Annotated in this window: 20 protein-coding genes and 1 riboswitch; of the genes, 11 read left to right on the top strand and 9 right to left on the bottom strand. The window is 74.9% G+C overall.

The window, feature by feature from the left end; translation table 11 throughout:
* The first annotated feature begins 90 nt into the window (after positions 1–90).
* A riboswitch (cobalamin riboswitch) is annotated at positions 91–221 on the top strand.
* A 187-nt stretch (positions 222–408) separates the two neighbouring features.
* The 7 genes from CRP52_RS08080 to cpt all read left to right on the top strand — a co-directional run bounded on the left by CRP52_RS08080 (position 409) and on the right by cpt (position 9016).
* Positions 409–1362 carry a cobalamin biosynthesis protein gene (locus CRP52_RS08080; RefSeq protein WP_097239921.1) on the top strand — a complete coding sequence of 318 codons (954 nt, stop codon included), beginning with the start codon at positions 409–411 and terminating at the stop codon, positions 1360–1362.
* Positions 1359–2873: a cobyric acid synthase gene (locus tag CRP52_RS08085; RefSeq protein ID WP_097235777.1), complete on the top strand. Its 1515-nt coding sequence runs from the start codon at positions 1359–1361 to the stop codon at positions 2871–2873. The genes CRP52_RS08080 and CRP52_RS08085 overlap by 4 nt, the downstream gene beginning before the upstream one ends.
* Positions 2870–4969, top strand: coding sequence for a putative cobaltochelatase (locus CRP52_RS08090; RefSeq protein WP_097235778.1), 2100 nt, complete (start codon positions 2870–2872; stop codon positions 4967–4969). The genes CRP52_RS08085 and CRP52_RS08090 overlap by 4 nt, the downstream gene beginning before the upstream one ends.
* Before the next feature lie 6 nt (positions 4970–4975).
* Positions 4976–5581 carry a cob(I)yrinic acid a,c-diamide adenosyltransferase gene (cobO, locus tag CRP52_RS08095; protein ID WP_097235779.1) on the top strand — a complete coding sequence of 202 codons (606 nt, stop codon included), beginning with the start codon at positions 4976–4978 and terminating at the stop codon, positions 5579–5581.
* Positions 5582–5585: 4 nt separating this feature from the next.
* Positions 5586–6983 (top strand): cobyrinate a,c-diamide synthase, encoded by a 1398-nt coding sequence (locus tag CRP52_RS08100; RefSeq protein WP_218893079.1) that lies wholly within the window; start codon positions 5586–5588, stop codon positions 6981–6983.
* 96 nt (positions 6984–7079) lie between these two features.
* On the top strand, positions 7080–8330 hold the full coding sequence (locus CRP52_RS08105; RefSeq protein WP_179852681.1) for an IS701 family transposase: 1251 nt from the start codon (positions 7080–7082) through the stop codon (positions 8328–8330).
* 125 nt (positions 8331–8455) lie between these two features.
* A complete protein-coding gene (cpt, locus tag CRP52_RS08110; protein WP_179852722.1) occupies positions 8456–9016 on the top strand; it encodes a chloramphenicol phosphotransferase CPT in 561 nt (186 codons plus the stop codon).
* 18 nt (positions 9017–9034) lie between these two features.
* Here cpt and CRP52_RS08115 read toward each other — a convergent pair whose 3' ends face one another.
* Together CRP52_RS08115 and CRP52_RS08120 are read right to left on the bottom strand one after the other, a co-directional pair.
* Positions 9035–11239 carry a serine/threonine-protein kinase gene (locus CRP52_RS08115; protein WP_097235780.1) on the bottom strand — a complete coding sequence of 735 codons (2205 nt, stop codon included), beginning with the start codon at positions 11237–11239 and terminating at the stop codon, positions 9035–9037.
* 89 nt (positions 11240–11328) lie between these two features.
* Positions 11329–11859 (bottom strand): MarR family winged helix-turn-helix transcriptional regulator, encoded by a 531-nt coding sequence (locus CRP52_RS08120; protein ID WP_097235781.1) that lies wholly within the window; start codon positions 11857–11859, stop codon positions 11329–11331.
* Positions 11860–11997: 138 nt separating this feature from the next.
* On the opposite strand from CRP52_RS08120, the gene CRP52_RS08125 reads away from it, so the two are divergent.
* Positions 11998–12966: an EamA family transporter gene (locus CRP52_RS08125; RefSeq protein ID WP_257032355.1), complete on the top strand. Its 969-nt coding sequence runs from the start codon at positions 11998–12000 to the stop codon at positions 12964–12966.
* Positions 12967–12998: 32 nt separating this feature from the next.
* Positions 12999–13295 carry a DUF1330 domain-containing protein gene (locus CRP52_RS38105; RefSeq protein WP_179852723.1) on the top strand — a complete coding sequence of 99 codons (297 nt, stop codon included), beginning with the start codon at positions 12999–13001 and terminating at the stop codon, positions 13293–13295.
* A gap of 96 nt (positions 13296–13391) precedes the next feature.
* Here the strand turns inward: CRP52_RS38105 and CRP52_RS08135 are convergent, their stop codons facing one another.
* From CRP52_RS08135 to CRP52_RS08150, 4 genes are all read right to left on the bottom strand, one after another.
* The gene (locus tag CRP52_RS08135; RefSeq protein WP_097235782.1) at positions 13392–14291 is read right to left on the bottom strand and encodes a hypothetical protein; all 900 of its coding nucleotides are present in this window, start codon (positions 14289–14291) and stop codon (positions 13392–13394) included.
* Between the two features lie 67 nt (positions 14292–14358).
* The gene (locus tag CRP52_RS08140; protein ID WP_097239926.1) at positions 14359–15384 is read right to left on the bottom strand and encodes a TolB family protein; all 1026 of its coding nucleotides are present in this window, start codon (positions 15382–15384) and stop codon (positions 14359–14361) included.
* 2 nt (positions 15385–15386) lie between these two features.
* Complete coding sequence (locus CRP52_RS08145; RefSeq protein WP_097235783.1) at positions 15387–16706, bottom strand: MFS transporter; 1320 nt, start codon at positions 16704–16706, stop codon at positions 15387–15389.
* A 5-nt stretch (positions 16707–16711) separates the two neighbouring features.
* Entirely contained in the window at positions 16712–17662 is a 951-nt protein-coding gene (locus tag CRP52_RS08150) for an alkaline phosphatase family protein (protein ID WP_097235784.1), read from the bottom strand.
* A 203-nt stretch (positions 17663–17865) separates the two neighbouring features.
* Here CRP52_RS08150 and CRP52_RS08155 point away from each other — a divergent pair, with 203 nt between their 5' ends.
* Positions 17866–18354, top strand: a complete 489-nt coding sequence (locus CRP52_RS08155) for a cobalamin biosynthesis protein (RefSeq protein ID WP_097235785.1) — start codon at positions 17866–17868, stop codon at positions 18352–18354.
* Positions 18351–19412: an Rv2231c family pyridoxal phosphate-dependent protein CobC gene (gene cobC, locus CRP52_RS08160; RefSeq protein ID WP_097235786.1), complete on the top strand. Its 1062-nt coding sequence runs from the start codon at positions 18351–18353 to the stop codon at positions 19410–19412. Before CRP52_RS08155 ends, cobC begins: the two co-directional genes overlap by 4 nt.
* On the opposite strand, the gene CRP52_RS08165 is transcribed toward cobC, so the two are convergent.
* The 3 genes from CRP52_RS08165 to CRP52_RS08175 all read right to left on the bottom strand — a co-directional run bounded on the left by CRP52_RS08165 (position 19363) and on the right by CRP52_RS08175 (position 21352).
* On the bottom strand, positions 19363–20214 hold the full coding sequence (locus CRP52_RS08165) for an MOSC domain-containing protein (protein ID WP_097239927.1): 852 nt from the start codon (positions 20212–20214) through the stop codon (positions 19363–19365). The two genes, cobC and CRP52_RS08165, sit on opposite strands and share 50 nt — an antisense overlap.
* A complete protein-coding gene (locus CRP52_RS08170; protein ID WP_097235787.1) occupies positions 20211–20789 on the bottom strand; it encodes a hypothetical protein in 579 nt (192 codons plus the stop codon). The genes CRP52_RS08165 and CRP52_RS08170 overlap by 4 nt, the downstream gene beginning before the upstream one ends.
* A gap of 125 nt (positions 20790–20914) precedes the next feature.
* The gene (locus CRP52_RS08175) at positions 20915–21352 is read right to left on the bottom strand and encodes a hypothetical protein (protein WP_097235788.1); all 438 of its coding nucleotides are present in this window, start codon (positions 21350–21352) and stop codon (positions 20915–20917) included.
* Positions 21353–21438 lie beyond the last annotated feature (86 nt).

Below are 21438 nucleotides of genomic sequence, written 5' to 3' on the forward strand. Positions count from 1 at the left end.
CGCCCGGCGTGTGACCAACCCCTCCGTGACCTCGGTTGACGGCCGGTTCGGCCGCGTGATGGGATCCTGGGGCCAATCGGAGGCATGGAGAGGAAGCCGGTGCGAGTCCGGCGCGGTCCCGCCACTGTCACCGGGGAGCACGCTCGGAACTATCGCCACGGCGGGCCGTCAGAAGCCGCTGGAAGGCCCGGGGGTGCGTCCGACCCGGAAGCCAGGAGACTCTCGGCCCCCGCTACGTCGATCCAGGGCGCGGACCCTGAGTGAGGACACGCACGCGATGCAGGCTGCCCCGCCCCGCCGAACTCCTGGCCACCTTCCGCCGGGCTGCCCCTCGCCGAGCATCCTTCCGCCGAGCTGCCTCTCGCCGTGCGGCCGGTGACCGTCCGTCCGCGGGCCGGGCGCCCTGCGGTGCGCGCCGCCGCGTTCGCGCTGGGCGCCGTCGCGGGCTACGCCGCCGACGCCCGCTTCGCCGACCCGCGCCGGGGCCACCCGGTCGCCGTCTTCGGCAGCGCCGCGACCAGGCTGGAACGGCGCCTGTGGCGCGACGACCGTACGGCCGGCGCCGGGTACACGGCGCTGTGCGTGGGCGCGGTCGCGGCGGGCGCGCTCGCCCTGGACCGTACGGTGGGCCGGCGCCCGCTGGGCCGGGCCGCGCTGGCGGCGGCCGCGACCTGGACGGTGCTCGGCGGCACCTCGCTGACCAGGGAGGCGCGCAGCATCGGCCGCTCGCTGAAGGACGGCGACCTGCGGGCCGCGCGGGAGCGGCTGCCGCACCTGTGCGGGCGGGATCCGAGCGCGCTGGACGAGCAGCAGATCGCCCGTGCGGTGGTCGAGTCGGTGGCCGAGAACACCGCCGACGCCGTGGTGAACGCCCTGGCCTGGGGCACCCTGGCGGGCACGCCCGGACTGCTGGCCTTCCGCGCGGTGAACACCCTGGACGCCATGGTGGGCCACCGCTCGCCGCGCTACGCCCGGTTCGGCTGGGCCTCGGCCCGGCTGGACGACGTGGCGGGCTGGCCGGGCGCCCGGCTGACGGCCCTGCTGACGGTCGCCGCCGCCCCGCACCCCCGGACCGCCTGGCGGGTGTGGCGGCGCGACGGCTCCGCGCACCCGAGCCCGAACGCGGGCCAGGCGGAGTCGGCCTTCGCGGGCGCGGTGGGGGTGCGGCTGGGCGGGACGCTCCGGTACGGCGAGAGGGTGGAGCACCGTCCGGTGCTGGGCGAGGAGCTGCGGCCGGTGACGGTGGACGACATCGAGCGGGCCTGTGCGCTCTCCCGGCGGGTGGGTGCGCTGGCGCTGGGTACGACGGTCGCGGGGCACGTCCTGCTGCGCGCGCTCCTGGGGAAGAGGGGAAGGGCATGACGAACGCGCTGCTGGTCGCGGGGACGACCTCGGACGCGGGCAAGAGCGTGGTGACGGCCGGCATCTGCCGCTGGCTGGCCCGCCAGGGCGTGCGGGTCGCGCCGTTCAAGGCACAGAACATGTCGCTGAACTCCTTCGTCACCGCCGACGGCGCCGAGATCGGCCGCGCCCAGGCGATGCAGGCGCAGGCGGCGCGGGTGGAGCCGGAGGCGGCGATGAACCCGGTGCTGCTGAAGCCCGGCGCCGACGGCCGCAGCCAGGTGGTGCTGCTGGGCAGGCCGGTCGCCGAGGTCGGCGCGCTGGACTACCGCGAGCGCAAGCCCGTCCTGCTGGAGCGCGCTCTGGAGTGCCTGGCGGATCTGCGCCGGCGGTACGAGGTGGTGGTCTGCGAGGGCGCGGGCTCGCCCGCCGAGATCAACCTGCGCGACCGCGACATCGCCAACATGGGCCTGGCCACGGCCGCCGGGCTGCCGGTGGTGGTGGTCGGGGACATCGACCGCGGCGGCGTGTTCGCGGCGATGTACGGGACGCTGGCGCTGCTGTCGGCGGAGGACCAGCGGCACGTGGCGGGCTGGTTCGTCAACAAGTTCCGCGGCGACGCGCGGCTGCTCGCGCCCGGGCTGGAGATGCTGCACGGGCTGACCGGCCGTCCGGTGCTGGGCACCCTGCCGATGCTGCCCGGGCTCTGGCTGGACGCCGAGGACTCGCTGGACCTGTCCACCGTGGTGGACCGGGTCGACGGCCGCGGGCCGCTCGGCGCGGACGTGCTGCGGGTGGCCGTGGTGCGCTTCCCCCGGCTCTCCAACTTCACCGACCTGGACGCGCTGGCGCAGGAGCCGGGCGTACTGGTGCGCTGGGCGACCAGGCCGGAGGAGCTGGCCGACGCCGACCTGGTGGTGCTGCCCGGCACCCGGGCCACCGTGGCGGACCTCGCCTGGCTGCGCGAGCGCGACCTGGAGCGGGCGCTGAAGGCGCGGGCGGCGGCCGGGCTGCCGATCCTCGGGGTGTGCGGCGGCTACCAGATGCTGGCGCGCGGGATCGTCGACGAGGTGGAGTCCAAGGCGGGCGCCGTGGACGGGCTCGGCCTGCTGCCGACGCAGGTGCGGTTCGGCGCCGAGAAGGTGCTGGCGCGGCCGGTCGGCGAGGCGTACGGGCAGCGGGTCGAGGGCTACGAGATCCACCACGGGGTGGTGACCGTGGAGGGGGGTACAGCCTTCCTGGACGGCTGCCGGGTCGGCTCGGTCTGGGGCACCACCTGGCACGGCGCGCTGGAGAACGACGGCTTCCGCCGCGAACTCCTGCGCGAGGTCGCCGATTTGGCCGGGCGGGCGTTCGTGCCCGCGCCGGACACCTGCTTCGCCGCGGCCCGCGAGGGCCGGCTGGACCGGCTGGGCGACCTGATCGAGGAACACGCGGACACCGACGCGCTGTGGAAGCTGATCGAGGGCGGGGTGCCGGCGGCCGGATCGCTGCCGTTCCTGGCGCCCGGGGCACCTGGGAGTGACGCATGACCGATGTCCGCTATCCGTTCACCGCGATCGTCGGCATGGCCGACCTGCGGCTCGGGCTGCTGCTGAACGCGGTCTCCCCGGCCGTGGGCGGCGTGCTGGTGCGTGGCGAGAAGGGCACCGCCAAGTCGACCATGGTGCGCGCGCTGGCCGGGCTGCTGCCGTCCATCGCCGCCGTGGACGGCTGCCGCTTCGCCTGCGACCCGGCCGCGCCCGACCCGCAGTGCCCGGACGGGCCGCACAGCACCTCCGGGACACACCAACGCCCGTCCCAGCTGGTCGAGTTGCCGGTCGGCGTGGCCGAGGACCGGATCGTCGGCTCGCTCGACCTGGAGCGCGCGCTGACCGACGGTGTCAAGGCGTACGAGCCCGGGCTGCTCGCCAAGGCGCACCGCGGCGTGCTCTACATCGACGAGGTCAACCTGCTCCAGGACCACGTGGTGGACCTGCTGCTGGATGCCGCCGCGATGGGCCGCTCGTACGTCGAGCGCGAGGGCGTCTCGGTGCGGCACGCGGCCCGGTTCCTGCTGGTCGGCACGATGAACCCGGAGGAGGGCGAGCTGCGGCCGCAGCTGCTCGACCGCTTCGGCCTGACCGTGGAGATCGCCGCCACCCGGGATCCGGCCGAGCGGGCCGAGGTGGTCCGGCGCCGGCTCGCCTACGACGCGGACCCGGCCGGCTTCGCCGCGCGGTTCGCCGAGCAGGAGCGGGCACTCGCCGAACACATCACCGCGGCGCGGGAGTTGCTGCCCAAGGTCGAGCTGACGGAGGTGGCGCTGCGTCAGATCACCGCCGTGTGCGCGGCGTTCGAGGTGGACGGGCTGCGCGCGGACATCGTGATGGCCCGCACCGCCGTGGCCCTCGCTGCCTGGGACGGGCGCACCGAGGTGCTGGAGGAGGACGTCCGCAAGGCCGCCCAGCTGGCGCTGCCGCACCGGCGCCGGCGCAACCCCTTCGACGCGCCGGGGCTGGACGAGGAGCAGCTAGACCGGACGCTGGAGGAGCACGCCCAGCAGGACGATCCCGAGCCGGAGCCCGAGGGCGACGGCGGCGGTGACGGTGGCGGCGACGGCGACGGTCCCGGCGACGACGGCCCGGACGGTGGCGGCCCGGACGGTGGGGGTGCCCCCGAGCCGTCCGACGGCGGCGCCCCGGAGGCGTCCGCACCGGACGCCGACTCCGCCGACTCCGCCGGCGAGCAGCCGCAGCAGCCCGTACCCGCCCAACAGCCCGCCCCCGCACGGGAGTCGGCGCCCGTCGCGGCCGGCGACCCGTACCGGACCAAGCTGTTCACCGTCCGGGGCACCGGCCACGGCGCCCAGGGGCGCCGATCCCCCGCCGAGACCACCGGCGGGCACACCATCCGCGCCCGCCGGCCGCAGGGCGCGCTCGGCCGGCTGCACCTGACCGCCACCCTGCAGGCCGCCGCGCCGCACCAGGTGGCGCGCGGGCGCAGCGGTCGGGCGCTGGTGCTGCAGAAGGACGACTTCCGCGAACAGGTGCGCCAGGGACGGGAGTCCAACCTGGTGCTGTTCGTGGTCGACGCCTCCGGCTCGATGGCCGCCCGGCAGCGGATGACCGCCGTCAAGGGCGCGGTGCTGTCGCTGCTGATGGACGCCTACCAGCGCCGCGACAAGATCGGCATGATCACCTTCCGCGGCTCGGGCGCCGAACTGGCACTGCCGCCCACCTCCTCGGTGGAGGTCGGCGCGGCCCGGCTGGAGTCGCTGCCCACCGGCGGCCGGACCCCGCTGGCCGCCGGGCTGCTGCGCGCCCACGAGGTGCTGCGGGTCGAGCGGCTGCGCGACCCCAGCCGGCGCCCGTTGCTGGTCGTGGTGACCGACGGCCGGGCCACCGGCGGGCGGGACGCGCTCGCCCAGTCCCACCGCGCGGCCGCGCTGTTCGCCGCGCAGGGCACCGCGAGCGTGGTGCTGGACTGCGAGTCCGGCCCGGTCCGGCTGGGCCTGGCCCGCACCCTGGCCGGGCAGCTCGGCGGCAGCGCCGTCAGCCTGGACGAGCTGCGCGCCGAGGGCGTGGCCTCGCTCGTCCGCGAGAACCGTTCCGTGAACCCCACCCGTTCGATGCGAAAGGCGGCCTGAGCCGACATGCCCAAGGGTGTCCCCGAGAGCGTTCCCGACGACGGCCTGACCACCCGCCAGCGCCGTACGCTGCCGATCACCGCCGTGCACACCGGCCCCGGCAAGGGCAAGTCCACGGCCGCGTTCGGCATGGCGCTGCGGGCCTGGAACCAGGGCTGGCCGGTCGGGGTGTTCCAGTTCGTGAAGTCCGCCAAGTGGAAGGTCGGCGAGGAGAACGCGCTGCGCGTCCTCGGCGCCTCCGGCGAGGGCGGCACCGTCGACTGGCACAAGATGGGCTCCGGCTGGTCCTGGATCCAGCGCTCCGCCGAGCAGGAGATGACCAGCCAGGAGGCGGCCAAGGAGGGCTGGGAGCAGGTCAAGCGCGACCTCGCGGCCGAGACCTACCGCTTCTACGTGCTCGACGAGTTCACCTACCCGATGCACTGGGGGTGGATCGACCCGGAGGAGGTGGTGGCCGTGCTCAAGGACCGCCCGGGCAGCCAGCACGTCGTCATCACCGGCCGGTACGCGCCCGAGGCGCTGACCGGATTCGCCGACCTGGTCACCGAGATGACCAAGGTCAAGCACCCCATGGACGCCGGCCGCAAGGGCCAGCGCGGTATCGAGTGGTGACCCCTTGAGCAACGTCCCCGCGCACGCCCGCGTGAACATCCCCCGTCTGGTCGTCGCCGCGCCCTCCTCGGGCGCCGGGAAGACCACCGTCGCCACCGGACTGATCGCCGCGATGGCCGCGCGCGGGCTGACGGTGTCGCCGCACAAGGTCGGCCCCGACTACATCGACCCGGGCTACCACGCACTCGCCGCCGGGCGCCCGGGCCGCAACCTGGACGCCTTCCTGTGCGGGCCCGAGCGGATCGCCCCGCTGTTCCTGCACGGCGCGGCGGGGGCGGACGTCGCGGTCGTCGAGGGCGTCATGGGCCTGTTCGACGGGGCGTCCGGGCGCGGGGAGCTGGCGTCCACCGCGCACGTGGCCAAGCTGCTGCGGGCGCCGGTGGTGCTGGTGGTGGACGGCTCCTCGCAGTCCCGCTCGGTGGCGGCCCTCGTGCACGGCTTCGCCTCCTGGGATCCGCAGGTGCGGCTCGCCGGGGTGATCCTCAACCGGGTCGCCTCCGACCGGCACGAGCAACTGCTGCGCGAGGCCCTGGAGGAGGGCTCCGGCGTGCCGGTGCTGGGCGCACTGCGCCGCTCGGCCGCGGTCGCCACGCCCTCCCGCCACCTCGGGCTGATCCCGGCGGTGGAGCGCTCGGCGGAGGCGCTGAAGGCCGTCGCCGACATGGGCGAGCTGGTCGGCTCCTCCGTCGACCTCGAAGCTGTGCTGGAACTCGCCCGCACGGCACCCGAGTTGGACGCCGAACCGTGGGCGCCCTCGGCCGAGGTCGATCCCGTGGCCGGGCGGCCGCGGATCGCCGTGGCCGGCGGCGCGGCGTTCTCCTTCTCCTACGCCGAGAACGCCGAACTGCTCGGCGCGGCCGGGGCGGAGGTGGTCCCCTTCGACCCGCTGCACGCCTCCGCGCTCCCGGAGGGGACGGCCGGACTCGTCATCGGCGGCGGCTTCCCCGAGCTGTACGTCCGAGAGTTGAGCGGCAACGCCGAACTGCGCTCGGCCATCGCCGCGTTCGCCGCCTCGGGCGGGCCGATCGCCGCCGAGTGCGCCGGACTGCTCTACCTGGGGCGGGAGTTGGACGGCCTGCCGATGTGCGGCGTACTGGCCGCCGACGCCCGGATGACCGAACGGCTCACCCTCGGCTACCGGGAGGCCGTCGCCCTGCACGACTCCCCCCTCGCCGCGGCCGGCACCCGGCTGCGCGGCCACGAGTTCCACCGGACGGTCTGCGAACCGGGCGCGGGCGAACACCCCGCCTGGGGCTGGCACCTGCCCACCGGCCCGCGCACGGAGGGCTTCGCCGGCACCAACGTGCACGCCTCGTACCTGCACCTGCACTGGGCGGGGGCGCCGGGGGTGGCCTCCTCCTTCGCGGCCGCTGCGGCGGACTACGAAAGCCGCACCCGCTGAAAGCCGTGCGTCCTAGTAGGGCTTGGTCAGGTCGGTGCCGTGGTGGCGTGTCCTGGGGAGTAGGTGGCGCGTTGTTGGTGTGTGACACCTGGGGAGATGGCCGAGGTCCGGGAGGACCTGGAGGCGTTCACGGCGGGGTTGTTCGAAGCGTTCACGCGTGCTGACCAGCGGCGTTGGGGGCAGGCGTACGTGCGTGGGCTGCTCCTGGACGGCAAGCGGAAGTCGGTGGAGCCGATGGCCGCGCGGCTCGGGGAGGACGGAAACCGGCAGGCTCTCGCGCACTTCGTCACGACAAGCCCCTGGGATCCGGCGCATGTCCGGGCCCGTTTGTCCTGGAGGATGCAGGACGCCATCGATCCGACCGCGCTGATCATCGACGACACGGGGTTCCTCAAGGACGGCGACGCGTCGGCGTGTGTGTCGCGGCAGTACACCGGAACCGCGGGCAAGGTCACCAACTGCCAAGTGGGCGTCTCGCTCCACTTGGCCCGTGACCACGCCTCGGCGCCGGTCAACTGGCGGCTGTTCCTCCCCGCGTCCTGGGACCCCGAATCGACGAAGGCCGACCCGGACAAGGTCGCCCGGCGAGACCGGTGCGGCATCCCCGCAGGCCTGGGCCACGTGGAGAAGTGGCAGCTGGCCCTGGACATGATCGACGAGACCCGGTGCTGGGGTGTCCACGTCCCGCTCGCCATCGCCGACGCCGGATACGGCGACGCCGCGGCCTTCCGCCTCGGCCTCCAGCAACGCGGCCTGCACTACGTGCTGGGGATCTCCACCACGCCGACCGCGCACCCTGCCGAAGCCCGGCCCGTCACGCCCGCCTACAGCGGCACCGGCCGGCCGCCGGTGGCGAAGTACCCGGACAAGGCCCGCAGTGTGAAGGACCTGGCCATCGCTGCCGGGCCGAAAGCGGCCAGGCCGGTGTCGTGGCGGGAGGGGTCGCGCCCAGGCAAGGCGAAGAGCGGCTTCAAGCGGATGTATTCGCGCTTCGTGGCGCTGCGGATCCGCCCGGCCGGACGCGAGATCCGCGACGCCACCGAGGGCGTGGAGCTGGCCGAGTGCTGGCTGCTGGCCGAATGGCCCGCCAAGGAAGCCGAGCCGGTCCAGTTCTGGCTCTCGAACCTGCCCGCCGACACCCCGCTGACCACTCTGGTGCGAATGGCCAAGCTCCGCTGGCGGATCGAGCACGACTACCGGGAGATGAAACAGGCCCTCGGCCTGGCCCACTTCGAGGGCCGCACGTTCACCGGCTGGCATCACCACGTCACGCTCGTCTCTCTCGCCCACGCGTTCTGCACCCTGCGCAGACTGGCCACCGCCCCAAAAGACGCGGGGCCGGCCTGAGCCTCTACCAAGTCGTCCGCGAGCTCCAGATCCTTCTGGCGACCTGGGCCGGCGCCTGCCCCACCTGCCACCGCGACATACCCACACGAAAACAGACCTGACCAAGCCCTACTAGGATGCCGCGCATGAATGTGATCGTCCTCAACGGGGGCTCCAGCTCCGGCAAGTCGAGCATCGCCCGCTGCCTGCAGGAGCTGCTGCCGGAGCCGTGGCTGCACCTCGGCGCGGACACCATGGTCGACGCGCTGCCGCCCTCGCTGCGCGGTGACGGCGGCGACGGCGGCGGCAGCGGCGGCATCAGCGGCCTGGAGGGCGGGGACGGCACGGTGGAGGTCGGGCCCGTCTTCGCCGCGCTGGACGCCGCCTGGACGCTCGGGGTGGCGGCGATGGCCCGCGCCGGCGCCCGGATCGTGGTGGACGAGGTGTTCCTCGGCACCACCGCCTCGCAGGCCCGCTGGCGCGCCGCTCTGGAGGGCCTGTCCGTGCTCTGGGTCGGCGTACGCTGCGACCCGGCGGTGGCCGCGGCCCGGGAGGCCGCCCGTGGCGACCGGGTCACCGGGATGGCCGCCGCGCAGGCCGAGGCGGTGCACGAGGGCGTCACGTACGACCTGGTCGTGGACACCTCGCGGGCCTCGGCGGCGGAGTGCTCCGGACTGATCGCCGAGCGCGTCCTGGCGCTCGGCTGACCGGTCCCCGGGGGTCTCTCAGAGCGCGAGCGTCTGCCAGCCCCGGGTGATCTGGTCGTGGACGGCCGTCGGGTCCGGCGGGGTGGCCTGGGCCGCCGCGAGCGCGGCCAGCAGGCCGGTGCCGTCCGCCGGGCGCTGCGCCGGGTCGTTGGCCAGCGCGTGGGTGACGACGGCGGCGAGCGCCGGGTCGAGCGCCTGGACCGCCGCCAGCGCGGCCGGTTCGGGCCCGGTGTCCACGATCCGGCGGATCACCGCGCCCGTGTTGGTGGCCGCGAACGGGCTGGCGCCGTGCGCCGCGCAGACCACGCAGCACGCCCAGGCCCAGATGTCGGCGGCCGTGCCGACCCGCCCGTCGCCGAACTGCTCCGGCGCCATGTAGGTCAGGGTGCCGGGACCGCCGCCGGTGGCGGTGAGCCGGGTGCCGTCCACGATCGCCGCGATGCCGAAGTCGAGCAGGCGCGGGCCGGCCGAGGTGAGCATGATGTTGGCGGGCTTGAGGTCCCGGTGGACGAGCCCCAGCCGGTGCACCCCGGACAGTGCCACGGCCAGCGCCAGCGCGAGGGCGCGCAGCGCCTCGGCGGAGCGGATCGGCCCCTGCTCGCGCAGGTGGACGTCCAGGGGACGGCCGTCCAGCAGCTCCATGGCCAGGTACGGGCGGCCGGCGTCCACGCCGGTGTCGAGCACCCGGGCGGTGTAGGCGCCGGGCACCATGGCCAGCACCTCGGACTCGCGCTGGAAGCGGCGCAACAGCTCGGCGTCGTGGAGGAGTTCGAGATTGATGGTCTTGAGCGCGACCTGGGTGGCGGAGCCCTGGCGCTGGGCGAGGTAGACCGTGCCCATGCCGCCGGAGCCGATCCGGCCGAGCAGCTGGTAGCCGCCGATCGTGCGGGCGTCGTGGGGGCTGAGCGGCTTGCCGATGGGCGGGGCCTGCGGGACGGGCGGGACGGGCGGCGCGAACTGCGTCGGGACGTACGGCTGCGGCACCGGGGTGGCCGCGACCGGGCCGGGGACGGGAGCCGTCGGCACGACGGCGGGCACGACGGCTGGCGCGGCGTCCGCCCTGGCGACGACCGGCTCGTGCCGCCTGCTGGTGACCGTCGCACCGATCTGGAACAGCAGCACGGCGAAGATCAGCCAGTACGGCAGGAGGAACACGCCCAGCACCGCGCGGAGCGCGAGCAGACCGAAGACCCGGCGCCGGGTGGTGCGGGCCGACCAGACGCGCGCCGGCATGCGGATCGTCAGCAGGTTGCGCTGGGTCAGGAACCAGAACAGCAGCCAGAGCACCAGGGCCGAGATCGCCGGGACGAGGTACCAGAGCTCCGCCGTGTGGAGCGGCACGTGCGATGCCTGGACCAGCAGGCGCGGCCCGTCGGAGGGGTCGATCGGGGCCCGCAGCATCCGGAGGCCGCGGACGTCGCCGAGGAACAACAGGGCTTCCACCCCTGCCGCGCAGCCGAGCCCCAGCGCCGACGCGACGACGAACGGCCGCCGACCGGCCGGCGCGCCCGCGCCGACCGCTGCCGCCGCCTGCTGGCGCGTCGCCCGCTGGAGCCACACCAGCGGCGCCAGTGTCAGCGACCGCACCACCAACAGGAGCACCAGGAGCACCGGTACGAGGACAATCACAACCACGCTCATGCTTCCCCCTTGGCCGACCGCGCGCACCCGGAGTATAGGGGCCCGGCGGGGTCGGGTCGGTGGAACCGGCCCGGGCGAGCAGGTCTGCGGCGAGGTCGGCGAAGCGGGCGCCCGGACCCGAGCAGTCCCGTCAACTCCTCTTGCCGAAGGTGGTGTTCGGGGGCCGTTGCGGTGGCAGGCGGTGCAGCGGAGGCGGGTGTAGATGGCGACCGCGCCCATGCAGACGTCCTCGCGGCCGTCGAGCGGGGACGCGGAGTCGGCGGGCCTGCCGCAGTCCAGGCAGGGGCGGTGCGGGCGGGCGGCGACCGAGCAGGCCCGGCAGATCAGGTGGGTCGGGTCTTCGGCGTGGACGACGACGGGCTGCGGTCCGCCGTCGAGCAGGTGGTCGCACCAGGTGCAGGACCGGTTCGCCTGCGCCGCCAGCATCCGGGCCCGGACCTCCTGCTGCCACGGGGCCGCCAGCTGCACCGGCACCGTCACCGGCGGGCCCCACCCGGCGGCGGCGAGCCACTGGGCCCCCTCGGCCCCGGCCGCCCGCAGCTGGTCGTGGACGGCGATCTCCCTGGGCGTCCTGTCCTTCATCGGGCCTCTCCTCCGGCGCGGCGTCCTCCCGGGTTAACGCACCCGGGAGGGCGCCGGACACGCCCCCGAGCCGGTCGGCCGGGACAGCCCTAGTCGAGCAGCGGCTCGGTGTCGCCGTGGGCGATGAGGAGTTTGCGCAGCAGGGCGTCGAGCTGGGCGCGCTCGTCGCGGTCGAGGGGGGCGAGGATGCGCTGCTCGTTGCGGACGTGGCCGTCGAGGGCGGCGTCGATCAGCTCCTTGCCGGCCGGGGTGAGGCGGATCAGGACGGCGCGGCGGTCGGTGGGGCTGGGGTTGCGTTCGACCAGGCCCTTGGCGGACAGCCGGTCGACCCGGTTGGTGATGGCGCCGGAGGTGACCATGGCGGACTTGAGCAGGGCGCGGGCGTTGAGCTCGTAGGGCTCGCCGGAGCGGCGCAGGGTGGCGAGGACGTCGAACTCGGAGGAGTCCAGGCCGCAGGAGGTGAAGTACTCGCGCAGGGCGTTGTCGACCCGCATGCCGAGCCGCCGCATCCGGCCGATCAGGGCGATGACCTCCACGTCGAGGTCGGGGCGGGTCCTGGTCCACTGCTCGACGATGTCGTCGACGGTGTCGCGCTGTTCCACGGTGTCGTGCCGTTCCATGGTCTGCCGCCTTCCGGGGGTCGGTTGCCGTCTGCTCGGTTGCTGCCTACCCGAATATCTTAACCTTCACATACTTGACGTTCACCGATCTGGGGGCGTAGAACTTATCTCAACGTTCAGATAATCAACGTTGAGGGGATGGGCATCATGGACCGCAAGCGCGCTGGGATCGCCGCCACCGCCGCACTGGCCCCGGCCGCCTGGGGCACGACCTACCTGGTCACCACCCAGCTGCTGCCCGAGGGCCGCCCGCTGCTGCTCGCCGCGCTGCGGGCCCTGCCGGCCGGGCTGCTGCTCCTGCTGATCGGCCGCAAGCTGCCCAAGGGACGCTGGTGGGGGCGGGCAGCCGTGCTCGGGATGCTCAACATCGGGCTGTTCTTCCCGCTCACCTTCGTCGGCGCCTACCGCCTGCCCGGCGGGGTCGCGGCCACCATCGGGGCGATCCAGCCGCTGCTCGTCGCCGGGTTCTCCATCGGGGTCCTCCGGGTCCGGCCCGGACGGCAGACCCTGCTCGCCGGGCTGGCCGGGGTCGGCGGGGTGGCACTCCTGGTGCTCAAGAGTGGGGCACGGCTCGACGGCGTCGGGATCGCCGCGATGGTCACCGCGATCGCGCTGATGGCCATGGGCACGGTGCTGGCCCGCCGCTGGGGCCGCCCCGCGGACGCCACCCTGCTCGACCTCACGGCCTGGCAACTGCTCGCCGGCTCGGTCTTCCTGGTCCCGCTCGCGGCCGTCGTCGAGGGCGCGCCGCCGGCCCTGAGCGGCGCCAACCTGGCCGGCTTCGCCTACCTCGGCCTGCTCAGCACCGCGCTCGGCTACGTGCTCTGGTTCCGCGGCATCGCCCACCTCGGCGCCGGCCCGACCTCGTTCCTCGGCCTCGTCAACCCGGTCGTCGCCACCGTCGGCGGCCTCGTCGTCCTCGGCCAGACCCTCACCGGCTGGCAGGTCCTCGGCCTCCTGGTGGCCCTCGGCGCCCTGGTCGTCGGCCAGGCCCCGGCCGCCCGGAAGCCCGCCCCGGCGCCGGTGTCCGAGCCCCCCGTCCCCGCTGCGGCCCCGGCCGCCCCCACCGCCCCCCTGACCCCCGAGCTCGCGCCCGTCGGCCGCTGAGCACCCCCGCACCGATCCACGAGGAGAACACCGTGCACTACATCGTCATCACCCGCACCGACCACACCTCCGACGCCGAGCTCGGCCACTACCTCGCCAACGTGGGCGCCACCATGGAACCCTTCCGCGGCCGGCTGCTCGCCTTCGGCGCCCCGGCCCGGCTGGAGGGCGAGACGGCGTACACCAAGACCGCGATCCTGGAGTTCCCCGCCGAGGCCGACGCCGACGGCTGGTACCACTCCCCCGCCTACCAGGCGCTCGCCGAGTGGCGCATCGCCACCATGGGGCACCCGGTCACGATCGCCTCCGTCTCGGGCCTCGCCGCCTGACGGACAGCCGCCCGAGGTACGCCAGCGCCCCGCCGACACCGGTCGGCGGGGCGCTTCGGCGCGTCGTCGGCCCTCGGCTCGGAGCGCTGCGGCCGGTCAGCCGGTGGCGCGGATGTAGATGTCGGCGGCGCCGGGGAGGCCGCCCGGGATGGTCGCCACGTAGATGCGGCGGGCGCTGGGGGCGTGGGTGGGAGCCGCGGAGGCGGGCCAGCCCGGGGTCAGGGTGGGAGCCGGGATCGGGACGGCGGCGGGGGCGGCGGCGGCGGGGGCGGTGACGACTGGCTCGCCCTCGGGGGCCGCCTCGACGGCGGAGGGCGCGGCCTCGGGAGCCGGGCCGTCCGGGCCGTCCGTGGCGGGCGGGCAGTTCGGGCCGTCCGTCGTGGACGGGCCGTCCGGAGGGTCCTCGGAGAGCAGACCGGGAGCGCCGGGGGCGCTGGGACCGGCGGGATCGGGGGAGGGGACCGGCGGCTCGGGCGGCGTCGGGGAGCCGGAGGGCGAGGCGGGCGCCGAGGAAGCCGAGGACGGCGAGGACGCCACCGGCCCCTCCGAGAGCTCCGGCGCCTCGGCCGGCTCGTCACCGCCGAGCGCGGCGACCAGGTCGGGCGGCAGGGGCGCGGCGGGCCCGGGGTCGGGCAGGTCGTAGGCGCTGAGGAAGTCGCCGACGCCCGGGGCCCTGCCGCCGCCGAGCCGGTAGTGCAGGTAGGCGACGGGGGCGCCGTCGGAGGTGTGGGTGTAGACGGCGCCGACCGGCACGTAGTAGCGGCCGACGCCGGGGTGCTGGGAGGGGTGGAGGCCGGCCAGGCGTTCGGCGCGGTCACGGTCGGTCTCGTGGCCGGGGCCGCCGAGGGTGAGCGCGTTGACGCCGCGCACCACGAGGGCGGCGGCGACGGACACGCACAGCACCAGCGAGACGGCGACGGTGCGCCGTAGGACCGGGCGGCCGTTCAGGGCCGGCCACGAGTCGGTCACCATGCGCTCGGGTGGGATGCCGTCCACGGTTCTTCGCTCCCCCTCGATCAGGACGTCACACTCTGCTCGACGTGGGACCGTAGCCGAGAGTTCCTCAGCCCAGGTAGGCGGGGGCGACCGCGGCCTTGGTGACCGGCTGCGCGGCGCCCGAGCCGTCCGCCGGTACGGTCCACAGGTCGGCGCCGTAGTCGCCGGGCAGGGCGTAGACGAGGGTGCCGTTGCCGGACCAGAGCGCCTGGTCGTCGATGTTGCGCTGCTCGGCGGTGGCGGTCTCGGTCATGGTGGCGAGGTCGAGCACGTAGAGGCGCCACGGTGCGTCCGGGGAGAGGCCCGGGACGCGCTTCTTGTACGCGATGCGGGTGCCGTCCGGTGAGAGCGAGGGGCATTCGACGTTGTCGTGCAGGGCGGTGAGGGTGCGGGCGGCGAGGTCGCCGCGGACGAGGTGGGTCTGCCCGGCGCTGGCGAGGGTGGCGTAGAAGGTGTTGTCGTCGGCGAAGGTGACGCCCCAGATGTTGATGTCGTGCGCCTGGTACGGGTGGCCGTCCAGGACGATCGCGAAGTCCTCCAGGTTCTCCCGGAGGTTCCCGTCGCGGACGTCCACGATCGACGTGCGGGTGGAGAAGTCGCTGCCCGCGTACGAGTCGCCGCTGACGAAGACGGTCCAGGCGGCGAAGTGCCCGGACGGCGACACCCGGGAGCGGGTGGGGATGCCGGCGGCCGGGAAGGAGCGCCGCTCGCGCAGGTGGTCGTCGAGGACGACGGCCCGGTAGGTGTCCTCCAGGGCGCCGTGCTGGGCCTGCAGGCAGATGCCGGTGCCGGCGGCGGCGTGGAAGCGCAGGCAGCTGACGCCGGAGGCGGTGCGCGGGCCGTCGGGGTGGTCGGCGGGGACGGTGACGATCTCGTCCCGGTGCGGCCCCCAGGCCATGTTGCGGAACAGCAACTGTCTTCCACCGTGCGTCACTTGGAGCGAGACGGCGCCGGACTCGACGGACGGCCCGCCGGGCTGGGCCTGGTCCCGGCGGGCGGTGCGGTCGGCCGCGTACAGGACGGCCCCGGTGCCGACCGCGCCGAGCACCAGGACGGCGACCAGCAGCACGAGCACCCTGGTCCGGTTCTGCAGGTTCACGTTCTCTCCCTCTCCTCGGCGGCAGCGACAACGGGTCCGGACGGGCGCAGCACCGCGGCCGCGCCCAGCACGCACAGCGCCAGCGCCCCCGCCGACCAGCCCAGCGCCGCCGGGCCGCCGACCGCGCCCCACAGCGCGCCGAACAGCAGCGAACAGGCGAATCGGGCCAGCGCCTGCCCGGTGCCGACCAGGGCGAGCCCGGCGCCGCGCTGCTCGGCCGGGACGGCGTCGGCGGCCGCGGCGGCAAGCACCCCGTCGGTGGCGGCGTAGAAGGCGCCGTGCAGCACCAGCACGCAGAGCGCCGCCGGCAGCCCGCGCAGCGGCGAGAGCAGCACCCCGTACGCGAGCAGCAGCAGCCCGTGCCCGGCGAGGAAGAGCCGGTGGCGGCCGATCCGGTCGGCCAGCATGCCGAGCGGGACGGCGAGCAGCAGGAAGGCGGCAGCGGTGCCCAGCGGCAGCAGCGGGAACAGGCTGACGGACAGCTCCAGTCGGCGCTGGACGAGCAGGTAGAGGAAGGAGTCGCTGACGGTGGTGAGCCCGAGCAGGACGGCGCAGAGCGTGAGTCGGCGCAGCCCGGGCAGGCGCAGCAGGGCGAGGCTGTCGCGCAGTGAGGGGGCGGGAGTCGACGGACCGTCGGACTGCTGCCGGTTCGGCACGAACAGCAGCAGGATCAGCACGCCGAGCGCGGCGACGCAGGCGCTGACCGTGAACACCGCGTCGTAGCCGTGGTGTTCGCCGCCGTCGGCGAGCAGCGGGCCGCCCGTCAGGCGCAGCACCAGGAAGGCGGTGAGCGGTCCGAGCAGCGCGCCGGCCGTGTCCATCGCCCGGTGCACGCCGAACGCCCGTCCGCGGTGGGCGGGTTCGGTGGCGAGCGAGATCATCGCGTCCCGGGGCGCGGTGCGCAGGCCCTTGCCGGTGCGGTCGACGGCGATCACCGCGCCGATCAGCGGCACGGTGTGGACGAACAGCAGCAGCGGCCGGCAGAGCGCGGACAGCCCGTACCCGACCGCGGCGACGGCCTTGTGGCGGGCGGCGCCGTCGCGGCCGCGGCGGTCGGCGAGGTGGCCGCCGGCCAGGCGGACGAGGGCGCTGAAGCCGTTCTGGATGCCGTCGAGCAGGCCGAAGCCGAGCGGGGAGAGGCCGAGCCCGGTGAGCAGGTAGAGGGGGAGGACGGCGGTGACCATCTCGGAGGAGATGTCGGTGACCAGGCTGACGGTGCCCAGGGCGAGCACCGTCCCCGGCACGGCGCCCCGCCGCACCGTGCCGGTGGCCGGTGCGACGGGGGCCTTCGAGCTGCGGGAGTCCGCGACGTACACGGGCGTCAGTTCCAGATGCCGGTGATGTCGGCGGCGCCGGACGAGTTGCCCGCGTGGGCGTTGACGCCGGTCAGGTCCTCCAGGGTGTGCAGCAGGTCGTAGTGGTTGTAGGTGGTGGCGGTGCTGCTGCCCGGGGCGACGTGGGCGCCGTAGAGCAAGGTCGGGATGCGGTTGCCGGACAGCCTGTTGTCCTCGTCGAAGGTGACGACGAGCAGGCTGTTGTGGCTCTTGGCCCACTGCGCGTAGCCGTCGAGGTTGCTGCTGAGCCAGGAGTCGCCGGTGCCGACGGAGCAGTCGTGCATGTCGTCGCAGAGGTCCGGGACGACGAAGGAGAGCTTGGGCAGGGTGCTGTAGTCGCTCGGGAACGCGTCCATGCCGTACGCGCTGTCGGTGGGGACGTTGCCGAAGCCGAACCACGGGTTGTGCTTCTGCGCGTAGGAGTCGACCCGGCAGTCGGTGGCGCCCTGGGCGGGCAGGCCCTCGTTGTAGCTGGCCCAGGTCTGGCCGGAGGCGAGCAGTTCGGAGGCCAGGTTGGGTTCCTGCAGCGCGCCGACGTCCACGCAGCTGTCGTCGACGATGCCCTGCGAGCTGCCGGAGAACAGCATGTAGTAGTTGGGCTGGCTGGGGTGGGTGAGCGCGTAGGACCGGGTCAGCTTCGCGCCGCCGGCCACCAGGGTGCCGTTGATGTACGGGGCGCTGGAGCTGCCGATCACCTGGGTGTAGGCGTGGTTCTCCAGCACGACGACGACCACGTGGTCGGGGGCGGGCAGGCCGGCGGCGGTGTCGGCGGCGGCGCTGCCGCCGGCGGCCCAGAGGCCGAGCGAGCCGGCGAGCAGCCCGAGGCCGCTCGCCAGGGCGGTGAGCGGGCGCGGCCCGCGGCGGCGGGTGGGGCGCTGGGCGGCGGGGCGCGGGGCGGCGGTGGGGGTGCCGGGGGTGCGCGGTCGTACGAAGGCCATGGGGTCCTCCGGAGGTCGGGACTGCCGGGGCGGGAGCGCCGAGAACAGTAGGATCGCCACGGTGTCGTGTACGGCACAAGACAGGTGAAGAACAGACGAACAGCTGCCGCCCGGTGGCGTCGGATCTCACACCCCCCGCGATTGACCCGTTCCGACCGTGCGTGGTGGGATCACGGGGGCTCGGGTACGGAGGAGTGCGGCGGATGAGCGGACCGGTCGCCGGCGACCCACCGGTGCACCCGCGCACCCTGGTGGTCGGGATCGGCGCGAGCAGCGCCGCCGAGTCCGCCGAGGCGGTGCAGCTGCTGACGGACGTGCTCCGGGAGGCCGGGCTCGCCCCGCACGCGGTGGCCCGGCTGGCCACGGTCGCCGGCAAGGCGGACCACCCGGCGGTGCGCCGGGTCGCCCACTGGCTGGGCGGGGTGCCGGTGGACGAGCACCCGGGACGGGAACTGGCCGCCGTACCGGTACCCAACCCCTCGGCCGCGGTCGGTGCCGCCCTCGGCACGGCGAGCGTCGCCGAGGCGGCGGCCCTGGCGAGCGCGCCGGGCGGCCGGCTCCTGGTCGCCAAGCGGAAGTCGGCCATGGTGACGGTCGCGGTGGCGGCGACCGCGGCGATCGCCCGACCCCTCTCGCCCGCGCCACCCCTCTCACCCACCGAACCCGCCCACCCCCAGGGAGACCCCGCGTGACCGCCCCCGAACCCGACCTGCGCCACCACGGCGACGCCGAGGTCCGCGCCGACGGGCTCGGCCTGGTCGACCTCGCCGTCAACGTCCGCACCGGCACGCCCCCGGCCTGGCTGCGCGACCACCTCGCCGCCACCCTCGGCGACCTCGCCGCCTACCCCGACCAGAGCGCCGCCCGCGCCGCGGTGGCCGCCCGGCACGGCCGCCCGGTCGAGGAGGTGCTGCTCACCTCGGGGGCGGCGGAGGCCTTCGTCCTGCTGGCCCGGGTTGTGACGGCTCGTCACATCACCGTCGTTCACCCACAGTTCACCGAGCCGGAGGCCGCGCTGCGGGACGCCGGACACCGGGTGCACCGGGTGCTGCTCTCCCCCGGGGACGGGTTCCGCCTGGGCGCCGTCCCCGAGGAGGCGGACCTGGTCGTCCTCGGCAACCCGACCAACCCGACCTCCGTCCTGCACCCCGCCGAGGCGGTGGCCGCGCTCGCCCGCCCCGGGCGGACCCTGGTGGTGGACGAGGCGTTCATGGACACCGTGCCGGGCGAGCGCGAATCCCTCGCCCCGGTACGGGACCTGCCCGGCCGGGTCGTCGTGCTGCGCAGCCTCACCAAGACCTGGGGCCTGGCCGGGCTGCGGATCGGCTACGTGCTCGGCCCGGCGCCGCTGATCGCCGAACTCGGCGCCGCCCAGCCGCTCTGGCCGGTCTCCACCCCGGCGCTGGCCGCCGCCGAGGCCTGCAGCAGCCCGGCGGCGCTCGCCGAGGCGGACCGAGCCGCGGACGAACTGGCGCTCTGGCGCGAGCACTTGGTGAAGGGCCTGGCCACTTTCCCGTCCGTACGGCTGTACGGCGAACCGGCCGCCTCCTTCGTGCTGGTCCGGCTGCCGGACGCAGCAGCGGTCCGGCGGCGGCTGCGCGAGCACGGCTTCGCCGTCCGGCGCGGGGACACCTTTCCGGGGCTGGGCGAGGAGTGGCTGCGGATCGCCGTCCGGGACGAGGCGACCACCGACCGCTTCCTCAACGCCCTTGAGGCCGTGCTCGGTTCGAGTCTCCTCGGTCCAGCCTGAGCTCGTCGCCGGTCCGGATCCGCCCGGGCGCCAGCACCTGTGCGTACACCCCCGCGCAGGGCAGCGCCGGCATGCCCTCCAGCGGGACCACCCGGTTCTGCTCGGCCGGGAGGCGCAGGGCCTCGGTGCGACGGGGCAGCGGCCCGTGCCGGAGGGTGGGGACGGCGCAGCGCGGGGTGGCCGCCAGGACGCGCAGGCGCAGTGTCGGGCCGATCGCCAACTCCCGCCCTACCCAGGCGTTCTCGACGTACCCCGCACCCCCGGTGCGGATCACCAGGTTCGGCCGGTAGCGCTCGGCCGCGGAGCCGGTGGCGCGCAGCGTCGCGGTGGTGATCAGGTGCAGTGGAGCGAAGTCGAAGAAGCCGCCGTCGGGCGCAGCACGGCCCAACTCGCTGACGGTGAAGCCGACTTCGGCGGCGATACCGTGTGCCAGCACCTCCTCGGGCACGGCCCGCTCGACCGTCGCACCAGCCGCGCGCTCTGCGACCAGTGCGACCTTGCGGCCGAGCGCCTCGGACAGGTCCGCCACACCCGCGCCGCGCCCGTCCGGCCCGGTGATCGCCACGCCGCCGTCCGCCGCGACCATCGCCGCGAACCCCAGCAGGCCGGCCCAGAGCCGGGGGTGCTTCGCGCTGGCCACCCGGCCGGTCTCCAGGTCGAGCAGCGCCCGCTCGCGGTCCCCGGCCAGGCCCCGCCCGGTCACCTCGGCCGCGTCCAGCTCCTCCCCCAGCAGCGACTTCACCGGGTAGCGGCGCAGCCGCTCGACCGTGCCGAGGACCGCCCCCTCGTCCTTCCCGGTCATGCGGCGGCCGCCCACTCCCGCAGGGTCGCGAAGTCCTCCGCCAGCAGGCCCTTGCCGGGATGGATGTGCAGGGTGAGCGCAGGGCCGGGGTGGTTCGAGGCGATCCACGCGGTGTCCTGCGGCCCGAGCTCGTCGTCCACCCAGACGAAGGGGCGCCCGGCCGCCCAGGCGACCACGTCCCGGGTCTTCCAGTGCAGTCCGTCCGGGTCCTCGGCGAACATCTCCGTCCAGGCGATGTACGGGAGTTCGGGCAGCCCGAGGTGCGGGCCGATGTGGGTGTTCGCCTCGCCCATCCAGCCGGTGGCCCAGACCAGTTCGTAGGGCAGCGCCAGCAGCTCGGGCCCGTGCGCCGGGTTCAGCCACACCCGCAGCGGCTTCACCCGGCCGGCGGGGCGCTTCGCGTGCTTCGCGCGCGTCGCCAGCCTGGTTTCCGCCGCCGCCATCCGCTCCTGCTTGCGCACCCACCAGCCGGGCCGCAGCCGGTAGGTCCGGTAGCCGTCCGGCCGCCGTTTCGGGGCGGCGAAGGGGTTGAGTGGTCCGTCCACGTCGAGGAGGAGCAGGGGCTGCTGGGTCATGTCAGGGATTCTCGGTTCGGTGACGCTGATTGACCAGCGATTTGCCGGTCACGATCGGGTCCTGACCGGCCCTGCAGGCCCCTGCCCGGCCGGAACCTCCCGCCCGGCCCGGCGAGGCCCCCGGGTCAGCCCTTCGGCACGCCGTAGGTGTACCAGCTGCTCCAGGCACCGTTGCTGTACCGGTCGATGAACCACCCGCGGTCGTCGCCGCCCCGCGCGCGGAGGGTGAGGGAGTTGTCCGAGCCCGCCTTGACCACGATGACCTGGCTGGTCAGGTAGCCGCCCATGGAGGTCCAGGCGCTCAGCCCGTTGGAGTTGCCGATCGTCCAGCGCGTCCACATGGCGTGGTCGCGGCCGACCACGAAGACCTGCCGGGTGCCGTCGTTGAGGTTGACGACGGTCTGGCCGCTGGTGCCGTAGTCGCCCCCGCACAGGAAGTCGCCGCCGAACATCGTGCTGCCGCAGTGCGCGGGGGTGATGACCCCGGCCGACGCGGGAGCCGCGGCCAGCCCGACCCCGGCGAGGACGGCGGCGGCCACGACGGCGGCCTTGATCTTGTTCATGGTCTGCTCCTGACTGGTCGGATCGGGCCCGCTCGGCGGGCCCTCACCGGAACCAACGGCAGCCCCGGCCACCGGAGTTCACCGCC

The organism is Streptomyces sp. 1331.2 (assembly GCF_900199205.1).
Classification (GTDB): Bacteria; Actinomycetota; Actinomycetes; order Streptomycetales; family Streptomycetaceae; genus Kitasatospora.

What these genes read in the sequence shown, in the direction of transcription:
- CRP52_RS08085 (WP_097235777.1), top strand. Translation starts at nt 1,359, where the DNA reads ATGACGAACGCGCTGCTGGTCGCGGGGACGACCTCGGACGCGGGCAAG.
- CRP52_RS08090 (WP_097235778.1), top strand. Translation starts at nt 2,870, where the DNA reads ATGACCGATGTCCGCTATCCGTTCACCGCGATCGTCGGCATGGCCGAC.
- cobO (WP_097235779.1), top strand. Translation starts at nt 4,976, where the DNA reads ATGCCCAAGGGTGTCCCCGAGAGCGTTCCCGACGACGGCCTGACCACC.
- CRP52_RS08105 (WP_179852681.1), top strand. Translation starts at nt 7,080, where the DNA reads ATGGCCGAGGTCCGGGAGGACCTGGAGGCGTTCACGGCGGGGTTGTTC.
- cpt (WP_179852722.1), top strand. Translation starts at nt 8,456, where the DNA reads ATGAATGTGATCGTCCTCAACGGGGGCTCCAGCTCCGGCAAGTCGAGC.
- CRP52_RS08115 (WP_097235780.1), bottom strand. Translation starts at nt 11,239, where the DNA reads ATGAAGGACAGGACGCCCAGGGAGATCGCCGTCCACGACCAGCTGCGG.
- CRP52_RS08120 (WP_097235781.1), bottom strand. Translation starts at nt 11,859, where the DNA reads ATGGAACGGCACGACACCGTGGAACAGCGCGACACCGTCGACGACATC.
- CRP52_RS08125 (WP_257032355.1), top strand. Translation starts at nt 11,998, where the DNA reads ATGGGCATCATGGACCGCAAGCGCGCTGGGATCGCCGCCACCGCCGCA.
- CRP52_RS08150 (WP_097235784.1), bottom strand. Translation starts at nt 17,662, where the DNA reads ATGGCCTTCGTACGACCGCGCACCCCCGGCACCCCCACCGCCGCCCCG.
- CRP52_RS08155 (WP_097235785.1), top strand. Translation starts at nt 17,866, where the DNA reads ATGAGCGGACCGGTCGCCGGCGACCCACCGGTGCACCCGCGCACCCTG.
- CRP52_RS08165 (WP_097239927.1), bottom strand. Translation starts at nt 20,214, where the DNA reads ATGACCGGGAAGGACGAGGGGGCGGTCCTCGGCACGGTCGAGCGGCTG.
- CRP52_RS08170 (WP_097235787.1), bottom strand. Translation starts at nt 20,789, where the DNA reads ATGACCCAGCAGCCCCTGCTCCTCCTCGACGTGGACGGACCACTCAAC.
- CRP52_RS08175 (WP_097235788.1), bottom strand. Translation starts at nt 21,352, where the DNA reads ATGAACAAGATCAAGGCCGCCGTCGTGGCCGCCGCCGTCCTCGCCGGG.